The sequence below is a fragment of the Azospirillum sp. TSH20 genome (assembly GCF_003115935.1).
Classification (GTDB): Bacteria; Pseudomonadota; Alphaproteobacteria; order Azospirillales; family Azospirillaceae; genus Azospirillum.
Genome location: NZ_LGQU01000037.1, coordinates 48535 through 68231, shown reverse-complemented (window position 1 = coordinate 68231; position 19697 = coordinate 48535). Strand labels below are relative to the sequence as shown.

Annotated in this window: 18 protein-coding genes; 12 read left to right on the top strand and 6 right to left on the bottom strand. The window is 67.5% G+C overall.

The window, feature by feature from the left end; translation table 11 throughout:
- Window positions 1–84 precede the first annotated feature (84 nt).
- Together TSH20_RS10690 and TSH20_RS10685 are read right to left on the bottom strand one after the other, a co-directional pair.
- Window positions 85–906: a ParB/RepB/Spo0J family partition protein gene (locus tag TSH20_RS10690; RefSeq protein ID WP_109074711.1), complete on the bottom strand. Its 822-nt coding sequence runs from the start codon at window positions 904–906 to the stop codon at window positions 85–87.
- A 139-nt stretch (window positions 907–1045) separates the two neighbouring features.
- Window positions 1046–3193 carry a methyl-accepting chemotaxis protein gene (locus TSH20_RS10685; RefSeq protein ID WP_158281981.1) on the bottom strand — a complete coding sequence of 716 codons (2148 nt, stop codon included), beginning with the start codon at window positions 3191–3193 and terminating at the stop codon, window positions 1046–1048.
- A gap of 384 nt (window positions 3194–3577) precedes the next feature.
- Here TSH20_RS10685 and TSH20_RS10680 point away from each other — a divergent pair, with 384 nt between their 5' ends.
- Window positions 3578–4054, top strand: a complete 477-nt coding sequence (locus TSH20_RS10680) for a ribose ABC transporter permease (protein ID WP_109074709.1) — start codon at window positions 3578–3580, stop codon at window positions 4052–4054.
- A 12-nt stretch (window positions 4055–4066) separates the two neighbouring features.
- Window positions 4067–5407, top strand: coding sequence for a class I SAM-dependent methyltransferase (locus TSH20_RS10675; protein WP_109074708.1), 1341 nt, complete (start codon window positions 4067–4069; stop codon window positions 5405–5407).
- A gap of 49 nt (window positions 5408–5456) precedes the next feature.
- Here the strand turns inward: TSH20_RS10675 and TSH20_RS10670 are convergent, their stop codons facing one another.
- Both TSH20_RS10670 and TSH20_RS10665 read right to left on the bottom strand, forming a co-directional pair.
- Window positions 5457–7628: a malate synthase G gene (locus TSH20_RS10670; RefSeq protein WP_109074707.1), complete on the bottom strand. Its 2172-nt coding sequence runs from the start codon at window positions 7626–7628 to the stop codon at window positions 5457–5459.
- Window positions 7629–7777: 149 nt separating this feature from the next.
- Complete coding sequence (locus TSH20_RS10665; protein WP_109074706.1) at window positions 7778–8926, bottom strand: hypothetical protein; 1149 nt, start codon at window positions 8924–8926, stop codon at window positions 7778–7780.
- Window positions 8927–9132: 206 nt separating this feature from the next.
- On the opposite strand from TSH20_RS10665, the gene TSH20_RS10660 reads away from it, so the two are divergent.
- Genes TSH20_RS10660 through TSH20_RS10650 form a run of 3 tightly spaced genes read left to right on the top strand, consistent with a single transcriptional unit; the run spans window position 9133 to window position 11650 of the window.
- On the top strand, window positions 9133–10215 hold the full coding sequence (locus TSH20_RS10660) for a hypothetical protein (RefSeq protein ID WP_109074705.1): 1083 nt from the start codon (window positions 9133–9135) through the stop codon (window positions 10213–10215).
- Window positions 10212–10637 (top strand): phage holin family protein, encoded by a 426-nt coding sequence (locus tag TSH20_RS10655; RefSeq protein ID WP_109074704.1) that lies wholly within the window; start codon window positions 10212–10214, stop codon window positions 10635–10637. Before TSH20_RS10660 ends, TSH20_RS10655 begins: the two co-directional genes overlap by 4 nt.
- Before the next feature lie 11 nt (window positions 10638–10648).
- Window positions 10649–11650: a hypothetical protein gene (locus tag TSH20_RS10650; protein ID WP_109074703.1), complete on the top strand. Its 1002-nt coding sequence runs from the start codon at window positions 10649–10651 to the stop codon at window positions 11648–11650.
- Window positions 11651–11714: 64 nt separating this feature from the next.
- On the opposite strand, the gene TSH20_RS10645 is transcribed toward TSH20_RS10650, so the two are convergent.
- Window positions 11715–12332: an RES family NAD+ phosphorylase gene (locus tag TSH20_RS10645; protein WP_199232435.1), complete on the bottom strand. Its 618-nt coding sequence runs from the start codon at window positions 12330–12332 to the stop codon at window positions 11715–11717.
- Window positions 12333–12417: 85 nt separating this feature from the next.
- Window positions 12418–12945, bottom strand: coding sequence for an MbcA/ParS/Xre antitoxin family protein (locus TSH20_RS10640; RefSeq protein ID WP_109074702.1), 528 nt, complete (start codon window positions 12943–12945; stop codon window positions 12418–12420).
- Between the two features lie 333 nt (window positions 12946–13278).
- Between TSH20_RS10640 and TSH20_RS10635 the strand changes: the two genes are divergently transcribed.
- The 7 genes from TSH20_RS10635 (at window position 13279) to TSH20_RS10605 (ending at window position 19682) form a co-directional block, all read left to right on the top strand.
- Complete coding sequence (locus TSH20_RS10635; RefSeq protein WP_109074701.1) at window positions 13279–13749, top strand: SUF system Fe-S cluster assembly regulator; 471 nt, start codon at window positions 13279–13281, stop codon at window positions 13747–13749.
- Between the two features lie 45 nt (window positions 13750–13794).
- The gene (gene sufB, locus TSH20_RS10630; RefSeq protein ID WP_109074700.1) at window positions 13795–15279 is read left to right on the top strand and encodes a Fe-S cluster assembly protein SufB; all 1485 of its coding nucleotides are present in this window, start codon (window positions 13795–13797) and stop codon (window positions 15277–15279) included.
- A gap of 85 nt (window positions 15280–15364) precedes the next feature.
- A complete protein-coding gene (gene sufC / locus TSH20_RS10625; protein ID WP_109074699.1) occupies window positions 15365–16117 on the top strand; it encodes a Fe-S cluster assembly ATPase SufC in 753 nt (250 codons plus the stop codon).
- Window positions 16117–17487, top strand: a complete 1371-nt coding sequence (gene sufD / locus TSH20_RS10620) for a Fe-S cluster assembly protein SufD (protein ID WP_247871372.1) — start codon at window positions 16117–16119, stop codon at window positions 17485–17487. The genes sufC and sufD overlap by 1 nt, the downstream gene beginning before the upstream one ends.
- 2 nt (window positions 17488–17489) lie before the next feature.
- Complete coding sequence (locus TSH20_RS10615) at window positions 17490–18752, top strand: cysteine desulfurase (protein ID WP_109074697.1); 1263 nt, start codon at window positions 17490–17492, stop codon at window positions 18750–18752.
- Window positions 18749–19216, top strand: coding sequence for a Fe-S cluster assembly sulfur transfer protein SufU (sufU, locus tag TSH20_RS10610; protein ID WP_085085654.1), 468 nt, complete (start codon window positions 18749–18751; stop codon window positions 19214–19216). The genes TSH20_RS10615 and sufU overlap by 4 nt, the downstream gene beginning before the upstream one ends.
- A gap of 16 nt (window positions 19217–19232) precedes the next feature.
- Window positions 19233–19682 carry an iron-sulfur cluster assembly protein gene (locus tag TSH20_RS10605; RefSeq protein WP_109074696.1) on the top strand — a complete coding sequence of 150 codons (450 nt, stop codon included), beginning with the start codon at window positions 19233–19235 and terminating at the stop codon, window positions 19680–19682.
- Window positions 19683–19697: the final 15 nt, after the last annotated feature.

The window sequence follows — 19697 nt, the reverse complement described above, 5'->3', positions numbered from 1 at the left end:
CCCCCCCCCAAAAAACCCCCCCCCCCCCCCCCCCCCCGGGGGGGGGGGGGGGGGGGGGGGGAAAAACCGCCCCAACCACTCCCCTCAATCCACCATCGGCTCGTCGCCCAGCAGCAGGTCGATGCGGCGGCGCAGGCTGATCAGTTCGCGGCGCTGCATGTCGTCGACATAGGCGCGGTGCTCGCGCGGGTCGCCCAGACGGGCGGTCGCGCGGCGCAGCGCGTCGAGGAAGCGGCCGACCGCCGACATGGTGCGCAGCGACGGTTCCTTGGCGGCGTCCTTGCGGCTGCGGGCGGCCTGGACGGTGCCGTCGCCGGCCTTCACCTGCTCCCACAGCGCCATCTGCTCGTCCAGATCCTTGATCCAGGCGATCTCGATCAGGGTGGAGCGCGAGACGTCGTGGTGGGCGGCGGCATATTCCTGCTTGATCGTCTCCGGCAGGCTGTTCAGCCGCAGGGTGTGGCTGACGTTGCTCTGGCTCTTGCCGATGATGCGGCCGAGCTGTTCCTGGGTGTAGCCGAAGCGGTCGATCAGGCGGGACAGCGCCTCCGCCAGCTCCAGCGCGTCCAGATCGACGCGCTGCACATTCTCCACCAGGGTCAGTTCGTCCGGATTGCCGGAGGTGACCAGCGCGTAGATGGTCGCCAGCCCCAGCATCTCATGGGCCCGCAGCCGCCGTTCGCCGGCGACCAGCCGATGGCCGCCCACGACCTCCTGCACCAGGATCGGCTGCTTCAGCCCGTAATGCGCAATCGAGTCGGCCAGACTCTGCATCTCTTGCGGGTCGAAATGGCGGCGCGGCATGCTTGGATTGCGCATCACCCGTGCGACGTCGAGTTCCAACAGCCGGGGCGGCTTGCCGGTATCGTCGAACAGATCCGAATGATCGGGTGCGAGCGTCGGCATGTCGTATCCAGATTCCCTGTTCACCATTCCTTCCGGCTTCGCAACCGTGCCCCGTCCATTGCGGCGCTGTCAACGGCGCAGTGAGAAGAAAAGGGGAACAGGGAATTGTGGCTTCGCCGTCGCCGGCCAGGTCATCCCATCACGCCGCCTTGATGTCGGCCAGGAAACGTTCGATCTCCGCCCGGAGATGTCCGGCCTGCCGCGTCAGATCCTGGGACGAGGTCAGCACCTCTTCGGCGACCGTCTTGGTCGTATCGGCGGACCGCGCCACGCCGTCGATGATCGCGGTTACCGATTGCGTCGCCTTCGCGGCCTGTTCGGCGTTGGCGGCGATGTCCATCGTTGCGGTGCCCTGCTCATCGATGGCGTTGGCGACGATGCCGGAGATGCGGCCCATATCCTCGATGACACGGGCGATCTCGCCGATGGAGGCGGCGGCTCCGTCCGTCACCGACTGCATCGTGCCGATCTGGCTGCCGATCTCGTCGGTGGCCTTGGCGGTCTGGGAGGCCAGATGCTTGACCTCGTTGGCGACGACGGCAAAGCCTTTGCCCGCTTCCCCCGCCCGCGCCGCTTCGATGGTGGCGTTCAGTGCCAGAAGGTTGGTCTGCGCCGCGATGTCGTGGATCAGTTGAACGACGGTGCCGATGCGACCGGCGGTCTCCACCACCACGCGCATGGTTTCGCCCGCCTGCGCGGCGGCGCCGATGGCGGCCTGGGTGATGCGGCCCGATTCCTCTATGTGACGACCGATGTCGCCGATGGAGGCGCGCAGCTGGTTGGCGGCCGACGCCACCGTGCCGACGTTGCTCGCCGTCTGATCGGCCGCCGCGGCGACGCTGGTCGCCTCGTGCAATGTCCGGTCGGCGCCGTCGCTCATCGACCTGGCCGTCGTCTCCAGCCCGCCGGCGGCGCTGGCCACCGCGCGGACGATACCGCCGACGCGGGCATCGAAGCCGTCGGTCACCTGTTCCAACTGGCGGGTCCGTTCCTCGCGCAGGGCGCGGATCCGCTCCTGCTCCATATGGAGGTCGTCGGCCTTGATCAACGCCTCCTTGAACACCTGCATGGCGCCGGCCATCCGTCCGATCTCGTCGTGGCGCTCCTGCGCCGGCACGTCGAGCCGGCGTTCGCCCTGGGCCAGACGCTGCATCGCCTCGCACATCGCCGACAGCGGACGGGTGATGCCGCGGGCGAACAGGATGCCACCGATGCAGATGACCAGCAGCAGGGCGGCCCCGGCACCGATCATCTGGTCGCGCATCGAATGGACAGGCGCCAGGATCTCGTCAACAGCCGCCTCCGCCAGCACCAGCCAGTGGACGCCGTTATGGGTCATCGGCCGGTAGGCGGTCAGTGCCGGACCGCTGCCGGCGAAGTTCGTCGCCTCCAAAACCCCGGTGTGGTCGGAATCGCCTTTGATGGTGCCCATGGCGCCGCCCTCATAGGGCGTCAGCACCGCCATTCCCTGGGCGAAGCGGGGCGTGCTGCGCAGCTTGCCGTCCTCCCCGACCAGGAACGTATCGCCGCTGTCCCCCATGCCGCCAGTGGCGCGCATGATGCGATCCAGCCCGTTCGGCTCGATGCGGAAAACCAGGGTGGCCAGCATCTGGACTCCCCCGTTCGGCAGGTGCAACGCCACCGGAGCGGCCAAGAAGGCCGACGCTGCGCCATCGGCCGGCGCGTAGGCGCTGAAATCGACGATCCGGGCCTCATCCTGCTTGGGATCACGCTTCACCGAGTCGGCCAGGGCGGCGAGCGGACCTTCGGCCGGCTTGCCGAAATCGCCGCCTTTCGCGGCGCTATAGAGCACAGCCCCGTCCTGCGACAGCAGCAGCACGTCGGCCAACCCGCGGCGCAGCATCAGATCAGCCATCCAGGACTGCAGCCGGAGATGCGCCATGTCGTACATGGTGTTCATATCCGGCTTCTCGAGCTTGTAGCGCTCGGCCGGCGGGTTGGGGTTGTCATCGACATAGCGCTTGCGCAGCAGAGTGCCGGGGTCGCCTCGGTCGGCCTCGACTCTCCAGCCGTTGCCCAGCGCCACCGCGGCATCGCGCATTGATCGCGTGTTCGCCGTGAGGACGATGTCGCCCTCCAACCCCTCCAGATAGGACTGGACGCTGGCGGCGCGGGCGTCCGCCAGCGCCACCAACTTGTCCTGTGCCGCCGTGCGCAGCCTGTCGGTGGCCGCGGAATAGGCGAAGCTGCCAAGCAGCAGTGCCGTCAGCACCGCCGATCCGACCACGGCACCAGGGATCTTGTGACGCAGAAGCAATCTTCTCAAGGTTGTGCTCCTCCCATGCAAAGCGCCGGTTGGCTCGGCTTGACTGGCGTGACGAACAGCCGCTCCTGCCCGCCGGACATTTCCCATCCGACCGAGCCGCTGGACGTTGCGTCGCCTACGTACAATTCTATGTGCAAACCATTAACAGAATCCGTCACATCCTTTTAATCGTTTTGTTAAACGATCGTTCAAAATCCATTCGGCTGGCGCAATGAAACGTAACTCAGTAGAAAGGGTTGATGCAGAGCCGAGGAATTGATCCGGCGTCTGTTGGGAGGTCGGTCGATGTCACTTGCTGAACGCAAGCTCTTTGTCGAGCGCTGGATTCGCTCACCCCTGAAGGTCGCGTCGGTAACTCCAAGCGGTCCTGAACTGTGCCGGGCCATGGCGAAGGCCGCCGGTTGCAGTCCCACGAAGCGGGTGGTGGAGTTGGGTCCGGGCACCGGTCCGGTCACTTCGGCGCTGCTGGCCCATGGCGTCACTCCCGACAATCTGCTGATGGTGGAACTCGACCCCGCCTTCGCCGACCATCTGTCGATCCTGCACCCCAACGCCACCGTGGTGCGCGGCGACGCGACGCGGGTCCACCGCATCATCCAGGCCCATGGCTGGGAGTCTTGCGACGCGGTGGTGTCGGGCCTGCCGCTGATCGCCATGCCGCTGTCGGTCCAGGCCCGGATCGTGCGCGGCGCCTTTTCCGTGCTGGCGCAGGACGGCGTTTTCGTGCAATTCACCTATGGTCCCTTCGCCCCGGTGAATCCGGAACTGATCCGGCGGCTGCGGCTGAAGCCGCGGCGCCATGCCTGGATCGCCCGGAACCTGCCGCCGGCGTCGGTCTGGACCTTCCGCCGGCTGCCCTGACGACGAGTCACTTTGACCGCTGACACTGTATTCGACCAAGCGCGCGCCCTGATCGACGCGCGCCGTTACCGCCCCGCCCTGCGCCTGCTGCGCGGCGATGCCCTTCCCCACGGGCTTGCCAACGGACTTGCCAACGGACTTGAACGTCTGCATCTGCTGGGTCTGGCGCATCTCGGCCATCGCGACGCCCCGGCGGCCATCGCCTGCCTGCGCCGCGTCCTGGCCGACCGGCCGGACGATCCGGACCTGCTGTCCTCCCTGGCCCGCGCCCATCAGGCCGACAACGCCCCCTTCCCCGCCGTCCGCTGGTTCGAGCGCGCCGCCCGCGTCACACCCGGCGACGCGGCACTCACCGCGTCCCTGGCCGGGGCCCTTCGCCGCGACGCCCGCTATGGCGACGCGCTGGCCCTGGCGCGGGCGGCGATCCGCGATGGCGACACCTCGCCCGACATCCGCTACGAGGCGGCGATGGCTGCGGCCTATCTCGGCGAGGATGCGGAGTCGCTGGCCCATTTCGACGCTCTGCTCGTCGACGATCCCGAACATGCCGCCGCGTGGTTCGGCAGCCACGCCCAGGCTCTGCACCATCATGGCCCCGAGGAAGCGCTACGCCGCCTGCGCCGCGCCACCCGCTGCGGCGGCGCCAACGGCAAATACTGGGGCTACCTCGCCGCCACCCTGCGCCTGATCGGCCGCACTGCGGAGGCCGAAGCCGTCGAGGCCGGGCAGATCGGCGACAATCCAAAGCGCCGTCTGCTTCCCGATGGCGCCAAGGCGCTGCTGCCGAAGCTCTCCTCCGACTTCCGCCTGTTCGGCAACAGCGGCCGGCTGCTGCGCCACGCGCTGGCCTGTGCCGCCACGCCCGGTCTGGTGCTGGAGTTCGGCGTGCGGCGAGGCACCTCGCTCAACCACATCGCCGACGTGGCTGGGCAGGAGGTCCACGGCTTCGATTCGTTCGAGGGACTGCCGGAGGGCTGGGTGAATTCCCCCCGCGGCGTGCTGACCACCGGCAGCCAGCTGCCGCCGGTGCGCGACAACGCCCGGCTGCATGTGGGGTGGTTCGAAGACAGTCTGCCGCCGTTTCTGGCGGCTCATCGGGGGCCGGTGCGCTTCGTCAATGTCGACAGCGACATCTACGCCTCGGCCCGCACCGTGCTGACCGCTCTGGCCGACCGGGTGCGGCCGGGGACCGTCATCGTGTTCGACGAGTATATCGGCAACCGCAGCTGGCGCGACGATGAGTACCGGGCGTTCCAGGAATTCGCCGCGGAGAACGCGGTAAGGTACGAGTATTTCGCGGCCAGCCCCTACACCAAGCAGGTGGCGGTGCGGGTGCTGGGGATCGGCACCTGAGCAAGGGCTGCGGCGGAGGGGATGATGCCCCTCCGCCGCAAATACCAACTCACCCCGCCGCCTTCACCTGACGGCGGCGCGCATGCAGGACAGGCTCGGTGTAGCCGTTCGGCTGGACGCGGCCCTTGAACACCAGATCGCACGCCGCCTGGAAGGCGATGCTGCCGTCGAAGTTGCCGGCCATCGGCTTGTACAGCGGGTCGCCGGCATTCTGCTTGTCGACGACGGCGGCCATGCGCTTCATGACCTCCATCACCTGGGCCTCGGTGCAGATGCCGTGGTGCAGCCAGTTGGCGATGTGCTGGCTGGAGATGCGCAGGGTGGCGCGGTCCTCCATCAGCCCGACGTCGTGGATGTCCGGCACCTTGGAGCAGCCGACGCCCTGGTCGATCCAGCGCACCACATAGCCGAGGATGCCCTGGGCATTGTTCTCCAGCTCCTGCCGGATCTCGTCCTCCGACCAGTTGGGGCGGTCGGCGAGCGGGATGGTCAGGATGTCGGACAGGGATGCTGCCTGACGCTTGGCCAGCTGGTCCTGCACCTCGGCCACGTTCACGGCGTGATAGTGGGTGGCGTGCAGGGTGGCGGCGGTCGGCGACGGGACCCAGGCGGTGTTGGCGCCGGCCTTCGGGTGGCCGATCTTGGCGACCAGCATGTCGGCCATCAGGTCCGGCATCGCCCACATGCCCTTGCCGATCTGGGCGCGGCCCTTCAGCCCGGCGCGCAGCCCGACATCGACATTGTTGTCCTCATAGGCCGAGATCCACTTGGTGGCCTTCATCGCCGCCTTGCGGACGACCGGGCCGGCCTCCATCGAGGTGTGGATCTCGTCGCCGGTGCGGTCGAGGAAGCCGGTGTTGATGAACACCACGCGGTCCTTGGCGGCGCGGATGCACTCCTTGAGGTTGACGCTGGTGCGGCGCTCCTCGTCCATGATGCCGACCTTGAGGGTGTTGCGGGCCATGCCCAGCAGGTCCTCGACGCGGCCGAACAGCTCGTCGGCGAAGGCGACCTCTTCCGGCCCGTGCATCTTCGGCTTCACGATGTAGACCGAGCCGGCGCGGCTGTTGCGCAACCCGCCATCAGCTTTTTGGGGGGCCTTCAGATCGTGCAGGGCGATCAGCGAGGTGAAGACGCCGTCGAGGATGCCTTCCGGCGCCTCGCTGCCGTCGGACAGCTTGACCATGTCGATGGTCATCAGGTGGCCGACGTTGCGGACCAGCAGCAGGCTGCGGCCATGCAGGGTGACGCTGCCGGTCGGCGTGGTGTAGACGCGATCCGGGTTCAGCTTGCGGACGACGGTCTTGTCGCCCTTGGGGAAGCTGGCCTCAAGCGTGCCCTTCATCAGGCCCAGCCAGTTGCGGTAGGCGACGACCTTGTCCTCCGCATCCACGGCGGCGACGGAATCCTCGCAGTCCTGGATGGTCGACAGCGCCGCTTCCAGCACGACGTCGGCGATGCCGGCGGCGTCGTCCTTGCCGATCACGCTGTTGCGGTCGATGCGGATTTCGATGTGGGTGCCGTTCTGGACCAGCAGCACGGCCGACGGCGCCGAAGCCTCGCCCTGCCAGCCGACGAAGGCGGCCTTGTCCTTAAGACCGGTCTTGCCGCCGCTCTTCAGCGTCACCGCCAGCGTGTCGCCCTCGACCGCATAGCCGGTGGCGTCGGCATGGCTGCCCTCGGCCAGCGGAACGCTGTCGTCCAGGAACTTGCGCGCCCAGGCGATCACCTGCGCGCCGCGGGCGGCGTCATAGCCGCCGGCCGCCGGGGCGCCGGGAATGGCGTCGGTGCCGTACAGCGCGTCGTACAGGCTGCCCCAGCGCGCGTTGGCGGCGTTCAGGGCATAGCGGGCGTTGGTGATCGGCACCACCAGCTGCGGACCGGCGAGATAGGCGATTTCCGGATCGACATTGCCGGTGCCGACGGCGAAGTCGCCACCCTCCGGCACCAGATAGCCGATCTCGCGCAGGAAGGACTCGTATTCGGCCTGATCGAAGATCTTGCCGCGGCGGGCGGTATGCCACGCGTCGATCTGCGCCTGCAGGCTGTCGCGCTTGTCGAGCAGAGCCTTGTTGCGCGGCGCCAGCTCGTGCAGGAGCTGGTCGAGGCCGGTCCAGAGACGGTCGGCGTCGACACCGGTCCCCGGCAGCGCCTCGTCATTGATGAAGTCGTACAGCGGCTGGGCGATTTCGAGGCCGCCACGGCGGATCCAGTTGCTCATCTCGTTGCGTGTCCCATTCTCTTGCGCTCGGTTCGCAGACTCCTCTCCGGGAGTCTTGGTTCATCGGTTATCGCGTCTTCCGCGCGAGCCGGTCAACACAATGTCGCACCGCAGCGTATGGAGAAATGGTAGCAGGCGGCCTATCCCGGTCACGCCAGCAGATTCAGCGCCGCCGCCGGCTGGACGGTCGGATCGGCAGCCCCCGAATTGGCAGCCGATGGCAGCACCGGCATCTCCGCGCTCTCCGCATCACCACCGCCTAGCAATCCGGCCACGGCAAGGGCGTCGCTGGACCCGAACGCCGCGGCACGCAGGGCGTTGACCTCCTTCTGGGCGGCATCGACCATCTTGTCGTCGGCCTTGAAGCCCTCCCGCCGCTCGCGCCGCCGCTTTTCGGATTCGTCCAGCATGTTGGCGGCCTTCGCCTCGCCGATGATGCGCTTGGACGTGGCGAGCACCCCCTCCACCCGTTGGCCGAAGGCGTCGGCCTCGCGATAGCGCGACATCTTCATGGCGTTGTCGGCCATCAACTGCTGGATCATCGCGCTACGGCCGCCGGTCCCGGCCGTCGTGGCGGAAGCCGGGTCGGACCCGGCCAGCCCGCCCCCGTCCAAGCCGGACAGCACATCCTCCACCAGCCGGGCGATGTCGTCGGGCAGCGTGCCGTCCTGCCCCGCTACTCCGCCTGCGGAGTCCGCCTCCGCTCCGGCATCCGCAGCCATCAGATCGGCGGCACTTTCCGCCGAGCCTCCGTCTCCCGTCGAAATGCCGATGGTCAGCGTCACCTCGGTCTGCTGCAGGGTCAGGCTGGTGGTGCTGCGGGTGATCGTCGTCTCCGACGACAGCATCGAGCCGCCGGTGGCGGTGGCGGCATCACCGGGAAGCCCCATCTCGGCCGCGGCCTTGATGCCGGCACCATACTCCTTGGCGGCACGCCCGGCCTCGCGCGCCAGCAGCGCCGCCTCCCGTGCCAAGGCGGCCAGCTTCTGCGGATCGCCCTGGGCGAAGCGCATCGCCAGCTTCAGTTCCTCGATCCTGCGTTCGACCTGTTCCAGCCGGGCGGCGGCCGACGCCTTGGACCCGCCGACCCGCTTCGCCTCCTCCAGAGCCGCCTGGGCGGAGGCATGGTCGCTCTGCCACTTGGCGGAGGGCTGGGTCAGCGCCTGCGCCCGCTCGGCCTTCTGGGCGAGCTGCCCCTGGGCGTCCTTCGCCTGAAGGTCCTTTTCCCAAGGCTTCTTCGCCTGTTGAAGCCGAAAAAGTCCGGCCTGTCCGTCGGCCACCACGCTGAAGACGCTCATGCCGCCACCCTCCGGCCGGGTCGCATCAGGATATTCCCGGCAAAGTTTAGCACATTGGTGGTGACTGTCCATTTCGCGCAGCGGCTGCGTGGAACCCCGAAGGCTTGGCTGGTGTTTCCCTCCCGACACCCGATTCCGCAACGGGCGGTTTGATGCCGCAGGCGCGGAGCCGCGGAATACCGGAATCCCCGAGGAGGAAAGACAAGATGCCGAACCGCGACATGACCGGCACCGGCGGACCGAACCCGACCGGCTCCACCACCGGAAGTTCCACCACCGGAAGTTCGACCGCCGGCAGCTCCACCATCGGCAACAGCACGTCCGGTGGACGCAGCGGCGTCGAGGATATCAAGAAGACCGTCAACCGCGCCGCCGACGACGCGATGGCCACCGGGCGGGAGACGCTGGGCAATGCCCAGGGCCGCATCCGCTCACTGCTGGAACAGCAGACCGGCCGCGCCGCCGACCAACTGGGCGGGGTCGCCAACGCCCTGCACAAGGCTGCCGAGCAGTTGAACGAGGAGAATGGCGGCGTGGTCGCCGATTACGCCGAGCAGGCGGCCAGCCGCGTCGAGCGGGTCGCCGACATGCTGCGCGACGCGAATGTCGACGACATCGTCGGCGAGGTCGAGGGCTTCGCCCGTCGCCAACCCGAGGTGTTCATCGGTGCCGCCTTCGCCGTCGGCTTCCTCGCCGCGCGCTTCATCAAGAGCTCCGGCGAGCGGCGCATGCACCGCGCCTCGACCTCGCTGCGCGGCAACGCCCATCCGTCGCAGTCCGTGCGCACCGCGCGTGGCTCGGCCTACGACACCGGCCGCGACATGAACCGCGATATGGGACGCGGTTCCAGCCCGAGCCGCGGCATGGCCGGTGGCATCGCCGAGTCCGTCAGCCGCAGCACGCCGTCGCACAGCGCCGACACGCCGACGACCGGGTCCTCCGCCGTCAACACCGGCAATCTGGCCGGCCGAATGGAGTCGGAGCGCGCTTCGGAGCGTCTGGGTGAGCCGAAGCCGGCCGCCGGCCGCATCGGCATGCCTCTCTCCACCGCCCCGGCCTCCGTCACCGGCCGCGGCACCGGGTCCACGCCCGAAACGGCGCTCGGCACCAGCACGGTCGGCACTCCCGGCGGCACCCCCGGCGGCACGACCGGCAGCGCCGGCAGCGCCATGAACTCCGGCGCCACCGGCGTCGGCGGCACCGGCAACACCACCGGCACCAGCGGGACCCAGGGCGGGGCTGCCGGGACCACCTCCTCCACCTCCAAGCCGCAGGGACAGCGTCCATGAGCGCCGCCGAGAACCGCTATGACGAGCCGCGGGATCCGCGGCAGGACCGGCCGCTCGCCGGCCTGTTCGCCGATCTCGCCCGCGAATCCGCCAACCTTGCCCGATCCGAGATCGCGTTGGCGAAGGCCGAGCTGACCGACAAGGCCACCGAGGCCGCCGGCGGCGTGGCCTTCATCGCCGTCGGCGGACTGATCGCCTTCGCCGGCGTTCTGGTCCTGCTTGCCTCCGCGGTTCTCGGCCTGTCCAACGTCCTGGCCCCGTGGCTGTCCGCGCTGATCGTCGGCGTGGTGGTTCTGCTGGTCGGCGGCATCCTTGCCTATGTCGGCAAGAACCGGTTGAGCCCCGCCAACCTCCGCCCCCGCCGCACGATCAACACGCTGGACGAGGACAAGCGTTGGGCCAAGTCCCAGCTTGCCCGCTGAGGGGCCGGCCGATGACGGACGACGTTCGCAAATCCGAAACCGGGCCGCAGGATCTCGACGCCCTGGAGGGCGACATCCGCGCCAGCCGCGCGCGCATCGGCGGCACCGTCGAGGCGCTGCGCGACCGCAGCTCCCGTCTGCGCGACAGACTGACGCGGTGGTCTCCCCAATCCCTGATGGAGAATTCCATGAAGCACACCTATTCGCCGTCGCAGCAGTCCGACCGCTACGAAAGCGGCCAGACCGTCCATTACCGGCAGTCGCAGTCCCGATCGTCGGGATCGATGCTGGACAGCATGACCAGCAATCCGATCCCGCTGGCCCTGGTCGGCATCGGGCTGGGCTGGCTGGCCCTGTCCAGCACCGGCTACGACCGCCGCATTGCCCGGTCCAGCACCGTCCGCAACGCCCGCCACCGCATGGGCGACGCCGTGGACTACGCCCGCGAATCGCTGAGCGGCGCCGGCGAGAGCGTCCGCAACGCCGCCAGTTCCGCCTATGACAGCGCCTCGGGCGCGGTCGGCTCCGCCTACGACAGCGCCTCGGACAGGGTCAGCGGCATGATGGGGGGTTCGGACGGCGACCATCCAACGGGGCGCGGCGATATCCATGGCCAGCGGCAGTCCCAGTCCTATGCCAGCCGCGGCATGTCGCGCCTCTCCTCCATGGCGCCGTCGGCCGACCATCTGCGCCACCGTGCGCATGACATGTCGACCGGCTTCTGGGACCTCGTGGAGGACCATCCCATCGTCGCCGGTGCCATGGGCGTTGCACTGGGTGCGGCCATCGGCGCCGCCCTGCCGGGCACTCGCTATGAGAAGCAGTGGGTCGGCGAGTATGCCGACGAGGCGACCGAGCGGGCCAAGGCCATCGCAATGGACGCGCTGGACCGCGGCACCCGCGCCGCCCAGGCCGCTGCCGAAACGGTGGTCGAATCGGCGAAGGAAGACCTGCACGACGTCGTGTCGGAGGCCACCGACGCCGCCCGCGCGGAAGTGAAGAAGCCGGGCTGATCGCCCGTCCTTCTACGCTCACCGGACGAACCCCGCGCCACACCAGGCGCGGGGTTTTCCGCATTCAGGTCGACGCTTCCGGCCTGCGCATCGCTGTGCCGACCGTCTGCTGTCGCGCGATCGCGGCACCCTCCACAGGCGCGGTGATCTCATAATGATCGGCCTGGGTGACCTCCCGGATCAGGCGCGGGCGATAGGCGATGGCGTTGACGCCCCCGTCGTGGCGCAAACTGTCGTAGACGATGCCGGCGGCCTGCCCTGCGCGCACCTCCTCCCCGAATGCCTGGGACGCCTGGTAGCTGCCTGCCGCGTAAAGGTCGGGTCGCACGGCGCGCTGGCCCCGGATGTCCAGGAAGTCGCCATCAAGACGGGCGGTGTAGAGACGGTAGGTCAGCCGCATCTCCGGAAGCCGGCGGTAAACGGCCTCGCGCCGAAGATGATGGGCGACTTCTGCGATGGCCGTTTTCAGTGCCCACGCCCCGTACCATGCCCCAAGATCGCCACTGTTGAAGCGGCCACCGGCGGGGGCGGCGTGCAGGAAGGCGGCCATCACGACCGAAGCGTTCGGAACGCCGTAGACCCACTGGTCGCGGGGCAGGCGGGCCACGCGCTCCCGCACCAGACGGTCGTTGGTCCAACCCTCCAGTTCCATGACGGCTTCCAGATCGTCCGGATGCGTCACGCCGTCAAAGGCCGGAATGGGCGGAAACCGTGAAGGGATCAGGCGGTGTGTCGATTGCGGGATGGCAATGGAGGCTGTCACGGTTTCACACGATCACAATGTCGTCGTCGCCGTAGGGGGTGCTCGTCTCGTCCATCGAACCGGGTGGCCCAAACACCCCTCCCCGCCCGGCATCGAGGTAACGACGCACCAGCATGGGTCCGTCCATCGTGCCGTTGGTGACCAGCGCCATCGGCGGCTGACCGCCAAAGGATGGCCCATCGTGCGGGCCGGTCAACCAGTCCATCGCCGCCGACTCCGAGCCGAATAGGATCATCAGCGCCTTGTGGATGCCGAGGACGGCGGAGATGCGCAACAGCACGTCGACCGGCAAGGTCAACTCCTGACCATCGCGCGCCTTGGCGACCCAGCCGAAATAGGTCGAACGGCCGGGCGAACCCAGCACCAGCAGACGCTCGGCCTCCGTCAAACGCCAAAGGTCGGCGATGGCCAGAAAGGCCCGCAGCCCCGGCCCGCTGAGTTGCCGGCGCTTGGTCGGGGAGAACCGATCCGGCAGGAGGAGCGAAGGTCCGGCAGCGATAGGATCGGCGGCGCGGTGAGCACGAGCGGGCATGGCTGGTATCCCTTTTGTCCATAACGGGACTATATAGTCCAGATATGGACATGGTCAATCCCGCCGCCTGAACCTTCACGCAGCCTGTACAGCGCCGACAGCCGCGACACACTGCCGCACCCCATCCCTGCGCCTGCGGCTTCGCTGTAGCGTGGTGGCGGGAGCGGCGCTATAACCAAGCAGCGTTGACGGGTATTGGCAGCGCATCAGCCATGCAAACCCGCCAAACCGGCAGAAACCCTGCACTCTAATCGACAAACGCCCCTTGCCCCCCGGAGCAATCAGGACTAAATTGGTCCTGTATTCGAAACCGGGGTGAAACGGGGTGTGGGCATGATCCGGCTGAGCAAGCTGACCGACTATGCCATCGTCGTGTTGAGCGAGATGGCGCGCCAGGTCGGCACGGTCCACACCGTCGCCCATCTTGCCGACCGCACCGGCGTTCCCGCTCCCACCGTCGCCAAGCTGATGAAGACGATGACGCCGGCGGGGCTCACCACCTCGCAACGCGGCGCTGCCGGCGGTTATGCGCTGAGCCGGCCGGCCGATGCAATCTCCATCGCGGAAATCATCACGGCGCTCGATGGTCCCATCGCGCTGACCGCCTGCGTCGACGGTGCCGACAGCCAATGCGGGGTGGAGCAACTTTGCCCCATGCGCGGCGGTTGGGAAAAGGTGAACCGCGCCATTCGCGGCGCGCTGGAGGAGGTGACGCTGGCCGACATGATGGCCCCCATCACCTTCCCCGCCCCGGCAGCCGCAACGAACTCCACAGCCGCCCAGCCGGCCCGCCCTGCGCACTGAACGGCGCGCACCGAACAGCATTCTTGAGAAGGACGAGGCAAAGCCATGGCCGCCCAACCGGAAACCGTCGAGCAGGTCCGCGCCGTCACGGAGCAGAAGTACAAGTACGGCTTCACGACCGACATCGAGGCCGACGTCGCGCCGAAGGGCCTGAACGAGGATATCGTCCGCTTCATCTCCGCCAAGAAGGAGGAGCCGGAGTGGCTGCTGGAATGGCGCCTGAAGGCTTTCCGCGTCTGGCAGACGATGGAGGAGCCGCAGTGGGCCGCCGTCAGCTTCCCGCCGATCGACTATCAGGACGCGCATTACTATGCCGCGCCGAAGAAGAAGGCCGGCCCGAAGTCGCTGGACGAGGTCGATCCGGAACTGCTCAAGACCTACGAGAAGCTGGGCATCCCGCTGCGTGAGCAGGAAATCCTGGCCGGCGTCGAGGGGTCGGAGGGCAAGAGCCCGGCCATCGCCGTGGACGCCGTGTTCGACAGCGTGTCGGTCGCCACCACCTTCAAGGCGAAGCTGGAGGAGATGGGCATCATCTTCTGCGCGATCTCCGAGGCGGTGCAGAAGCATCCGGATCTCGTGAAGAAGTATCTCGGCTCGGTGGTGCCCTACACCGACAACTATTATGCGACGCTGAATTGCGCGGTCTTCACCGACGGCAGCTTCGTCTACATCCCCAAGGGCGTGCGCTGCCCAATGGAGCTGTCGACCTACTTCCGCATCAACCAGGCCAACACCGGCCAGTTCGAGCGGACGCTGATCATCGCCGACGAGGGCGCCTACGTCAGCTATCTGGAAGGCTGCACGGCGCCGAAGCGCGACGAGAACCAGCTCCATGCCGCGGTGGTCGAGCTGGTGGCGATGGACGACGCGACCATCAAGTATTCGACCGTCCAGAACTGGTACCCGGGCAACGAGGAAGGTGTCGGCGGTATCTACAACTTCGTCACCAAGCGTGGCGCCTGCCGCGGCAGGAACTCCAAGATCTCCTGGACGCAGGTGGAAACCGGTTCGGCGATCACCTGGAAATATCCGAGCTGCATCCTGCAGGGCGACAATTCGGTGGGCGAGTTCTATTCGGTCGCCATCACCAACAACTTCCAGCAGGCCGACACCGGCACCAAGATGATCCACATCGGCAAGAACACCCGCTCGACGATCGTGTCGAAGGGCATCTCGGCCGGCAAGGCGCAGCAGACCTACCGCGGGCTGGTGAAGATCCTGCCCAGGGCGGAGGGGGCGCGCAACCACACCCAGTGCGACAGCCTGCTGATCGGCGACAAGTGCGGCGCCCACACGGTCCCCTACATCGAGAGCCGCAACCGCTCCGCCCGCATCGAGCATGAGGCGACGACGGCCAAGATCAGCGAGGACCAGCTCTTCTACTGCCGCCAGCGCGGCATCTCGGAGGAGGACGCCGTGTCCCTGATCGTCAACGGCTTCTGCAAGGAGGTCCTGAAGGAACTCCCCATGGAGTTCGCCGTGGAGGCGCAGAAGCTGGTGGGCATCAGCCTGGAAGGCAGCGTGGGCTAAAGCCCCCGCCCCCAGAGGAAAACCGACAGAACGTGAAGACCGGACGGCGTGCCGGCGGCCTGAAGAAGACAACGAGGCGAAGACGATGATCGAAATCAAGAACCTGCACGCCACCGTGGACGGCAAGGAAATCCTCAAGGGCGTCGACCTGACCATCCGCCCGGGCGAGGTCCACGCCATCATGGGGCCGAACGGCGCCGGCAAGAGCACGATGTCCTACGTCCTCGCCGGCCGCGACGGCTACGAGGTCACGGAAGGGTCGGTCACCTACTACGGCAAGGACCTGCTGGCGATGGAGCCGGAAGAGCGGGCGGCCGAGGGCGTCTTCCTGGCCTTCCAGTATCCGGTCGAAATCCCCGGCGTCGGCAACACCACCTTCCTGAAGACCGCGATCAACGCCATCCGCAAGCATCGCGGCGAGAAGGAACTGGACGCCATGCAGTTCCTCAAGCTGATCCGCGCCAAGACCAAGGCGCTCGGCATGAACGACGAGATGCTGAAGCGCGCGGTCAATGTCGGCTTCTCCGGTGGTGAGAAGAAGCGCAACGAGACCCTGCAGATGGCGGTGCTGGAACCGAAATTCGCCATCCTCGACGAAACCGACAGCGGCCTCGACATCGACGCGCTGAAGATCGTCGCCGAGGGCGTCAACGCGCTGCGTTCGCCGGAGCGGTCGATGCTGGTCATCACCCACTACCAGCGCCTGCTCGACTACATCGTTCCCGACTATGTCCATGTGCTGGCCGCCGGCCGCATCGTGAAGTCGGGCGGCAAGGAACTGGCGCTGGAGCTGGAAAAGAACGGCTACCGCGACTTCGGCGCGAGCGAGGCGGCGTGATGACGGCGCAACATCCCTCCCCCCTTCACCCCATGACTTACTCGACGCGCGGCGCCGATCCGGCGACGGCGCCGGCCTTCCTGGCGCCCCTCGACCATATGGGTTCCGGCCTGCCCGGCAGCGGGTTGTCCTGGCTGAACGAACTGCGCGCCGCCGGGCGTGAGCGCTTCGCCGCCGTCGGCCTGCCGACGATCAAGAACGAGAGCTGGCGCTACACCAACCTGCGCGACCTCGCCAAGGTCAGCTTCCAGCCGGCCGCCCCCGCCGCGGCGGCCATCGACCTGCTGCCGACCGTGCGGGCCGAGGGGCAGGACGGCCCGCGCATGGTCTTCGTCGACGGCCGCTTCCGTGCCGACCTGTCGTCGGTCGACGGGCTGCCGCCGCGTGTCGATCTGCTGAGCCTCGACGCCGCGCTGAGCACCCATTCCGGCCTGCTGGCCGACCACCTCGGCCGCCTCGCCGCAGCGGACGACCGTCCGCTGGTGGCGCTGAACAGCGCCTATCTCGCCGATGGTGCGGTCCTGCACGTGCCGGCCAACGTCCAGGTCGAGCGTCCCATTGAGCTGGTCTTCGTCTCGGTCGGGTCGGAATCGCAGGCGACCACCTGCCATCCGCGTATGCTGCTGATCGCGGAGGCCGGGTCGAAGGCGGTGGTGGTCGAACACCATGTCGGCCGCGGCGCCGGCACCACGCTGTCGAACCACGTCACCGAGGTCTACGTCGGCGAAGGCGCCACCCTGCACCATTACAAGTCGCAGCGCGAAGGCGCCGGCGCCATCCACCTGTCGCACATCGCGGCGACGGTGGCGACCGGCGGCTGCTACGACAACTTCATCCTGACGACGGGTGCGAAGCTGTCGCGCAATGAGGTGGTCAGCCGCCTCGACGGCACCGACGCCCGCACCCATGTCAGCGGCGGCTATCTGGTCCGCGGCACCCAGCACGCCGACACCACCACGCTGATCGTCCACGCCCAGCCCAACGGCACCAGCCGCGAGGTCTACAAGGGCGTCATCGACGACACGGCGCGCGCGGTGTTCCAGGGCAAGATCACCGTCTGCCCGGATGCGCAGAAGACCGACGGCTATCAGCTGAACCGCGCCCTGCTGCTGTCCGACGGGGCCGAGATCGACAGCAAGCCGGAACTGGAAATCCACGCCGACGACGTGAAGTGCAGCCACGGCTGCACCGCGGGCGAGCTGGACGACGACGCGCTGTTCTACCTGCGCGCCCGCGGCATCGACCGCGACACCGCCCAGGGCTTGCTGATCGGCGCGTTCCTGTCGGAATCCCTTGAGGAGATCGCCGAGGAGTCGATCCGCGACGCCTTCCAGGAAATCGTGGCCGGCTGGCTGGAGGAGCAGAAGTAACCATGTCCGATGCCATCCTGAACCAAGCCTACGACGTGCAGCGGGTGCGGGAGGATTTCCCGATCCTCGCCCGCAGCGTCCACGCCAGGAAGGGAAAGCCCGGCAAGCCGCTGGTCTATCTGGACAGCGGGGCATCCGCCCAGAAGCCGCGTCAGGTCATCCAGGCCATGACCCGCTTCCTGGAGGAGGACTATTCCAACATCCACCGCGGCGTTCATTTCCTGTCGCAGACCGCGACCGACCAGTTCGAGGCGGTGCGCACCAAGGTCGCGCGCTTCCTGAACGCGCCCAACGACCGCTGCATCGTCTTCACCCGCAGCTCGACCGAGGCGATCAACCTCGTCGCATCCAGCTATGGCCGCACCTTCCTGAACGAAGGCGACGAGGTCATCCTGTCGATCATGGAGCACCACGCGAACATCGTTCCGTGGCAGCTGCTCCAGGCCGAGAAGAAGATCGTCATCAAGGTCGTGCCCTGCGACGAGGACGGCGTCCTCGACATGGACGCCTACAAGGACCTGCTGTCCGACCGCACGAAGCTGGTGGCGATCACCCACTGCTCCAACGTGCTGGGCACCGTCACCCCGGCCAAGGCCATCGCCAGGCTGGCGCATGAGCGCGGCGTGCCCGTCCTGTTCGACGGCAGCCAGGCGGTGGTGCACGGGACGGTCGACGTGCAGGACATCGACGCCGATTTCTACGTCTTCACCGCGCACAAGCTCTATGGCCCGACCGGCCTCGGCGTGCTGTACGGCAAGTACGACCTGCTGAAGAAGATGCCTCCCTACCAGGGCGGCGGCGACATGATCGAGAGTGTCACCTTCGAAGGCACCACCTTCAAGGCGCCGCCCTCGCGCTTCGAGGCCGGCACGCCACCGATCACCGAGGTCATCGGCCTGGGCGCCGCCATCGACTATGTAGAGGCTCTCGGCCGCGACGCCATCGCCGCGCACGAGCACGACCTGCTGCAATACGCCACCCAGCAGTTGTCACAGATCGACGGCCTGCGCATCGTCGGCACCGCGCCCGGCAAGGGACCGATCATCTCCTTCGCACTGGAGGGCGTGCACCCGCACGATGTCGGCACCATCGTCGATCAGTATGGCGTCGCCGTGCGGGTCGGCCGCCATTGCGCCGAGCCGCTGGCCGAGCGGTTCGGCGTCGGACCGACCGTCCGCGCCTCTTTCGGCCTGTACAACACGCGGGAGGAAGCCGACGCCCTCGTCCAGTCCCTCCAGGCGGTCAAGGAGTTCTTCGGAGCATGATGGACGATCTGCGCGAGCTGTATCAGGAAGTGATCCTGGACCACGGCAAGAATCCCCGCAATTTCCGCCATCCCGACGACGCCAATCGCGAAGCGAAGGGCGAGAACCCGATGTGCGGTGACCGTTTCATGGTCTATCTGACCCTGAAGGACGGGGTGGTGGACGATGTGGCCTTCCAGGGCCGCGGCTGCGCCATCTCCACTGCCAGCGCCTCGATGATGACGGAACTGGTGCGCGGCAAGACGGCGGCAGAGGCGGAAAAGCTGTTCCACGCCTTCCACGAGCTGTGCACCCAGGACGAGCCCGACATCCCCGAGGGTGTCGATGACGAGACCATGGAAAAGCTGATGGTGATGTCCGGTGTGCGCCAGTTCCCGGTGCGGGTGAAGTGCGCGACGCTGGCCTGGCACGCCATGAACGCGGCACTCCACGGCGAGGCTGCGGCCTCCAGCGACCAGTATTGAGGGAAGGGGGATCGAAATGCCCGATGAAGCACTGACGCAGCGCCCGATCGCCCCGAACCCGGCCGAAGCCGAGGCGCAGTTGAAGGCCGACGCGGCGAATGAGGGCTCCGAGTCCAAGGACTTCGCGCCGATGCCCAAGCCGCCCGAGGGTTACGACCCGCGGGAGGAGATCATGGATCGCGTCGTGGCGGCCATCAAGACCTGCTACGACCCCGAAATCCCGGTCGACATCTGGGAACTCGGCCTGATCTACCGTGTGGACATGGATGGCCAGCGCAATGTCGAGATTGATATGACGCTGACCAGCCCCATGTGTCCGGTGGCCGGCGAACTGCCCGAGCAGGTCCGTCAGGCCGTTCTGGGAGTCGAGGACGTCAACGAGGTCAAGATCGAGCTGGTGTGGGAGCCGCCCTGGCACCAGGGCATGATGTCCGAAGAAGCCCGCCTTCAACTGGATATGTTCTGAGCAGTATTTAGGAGA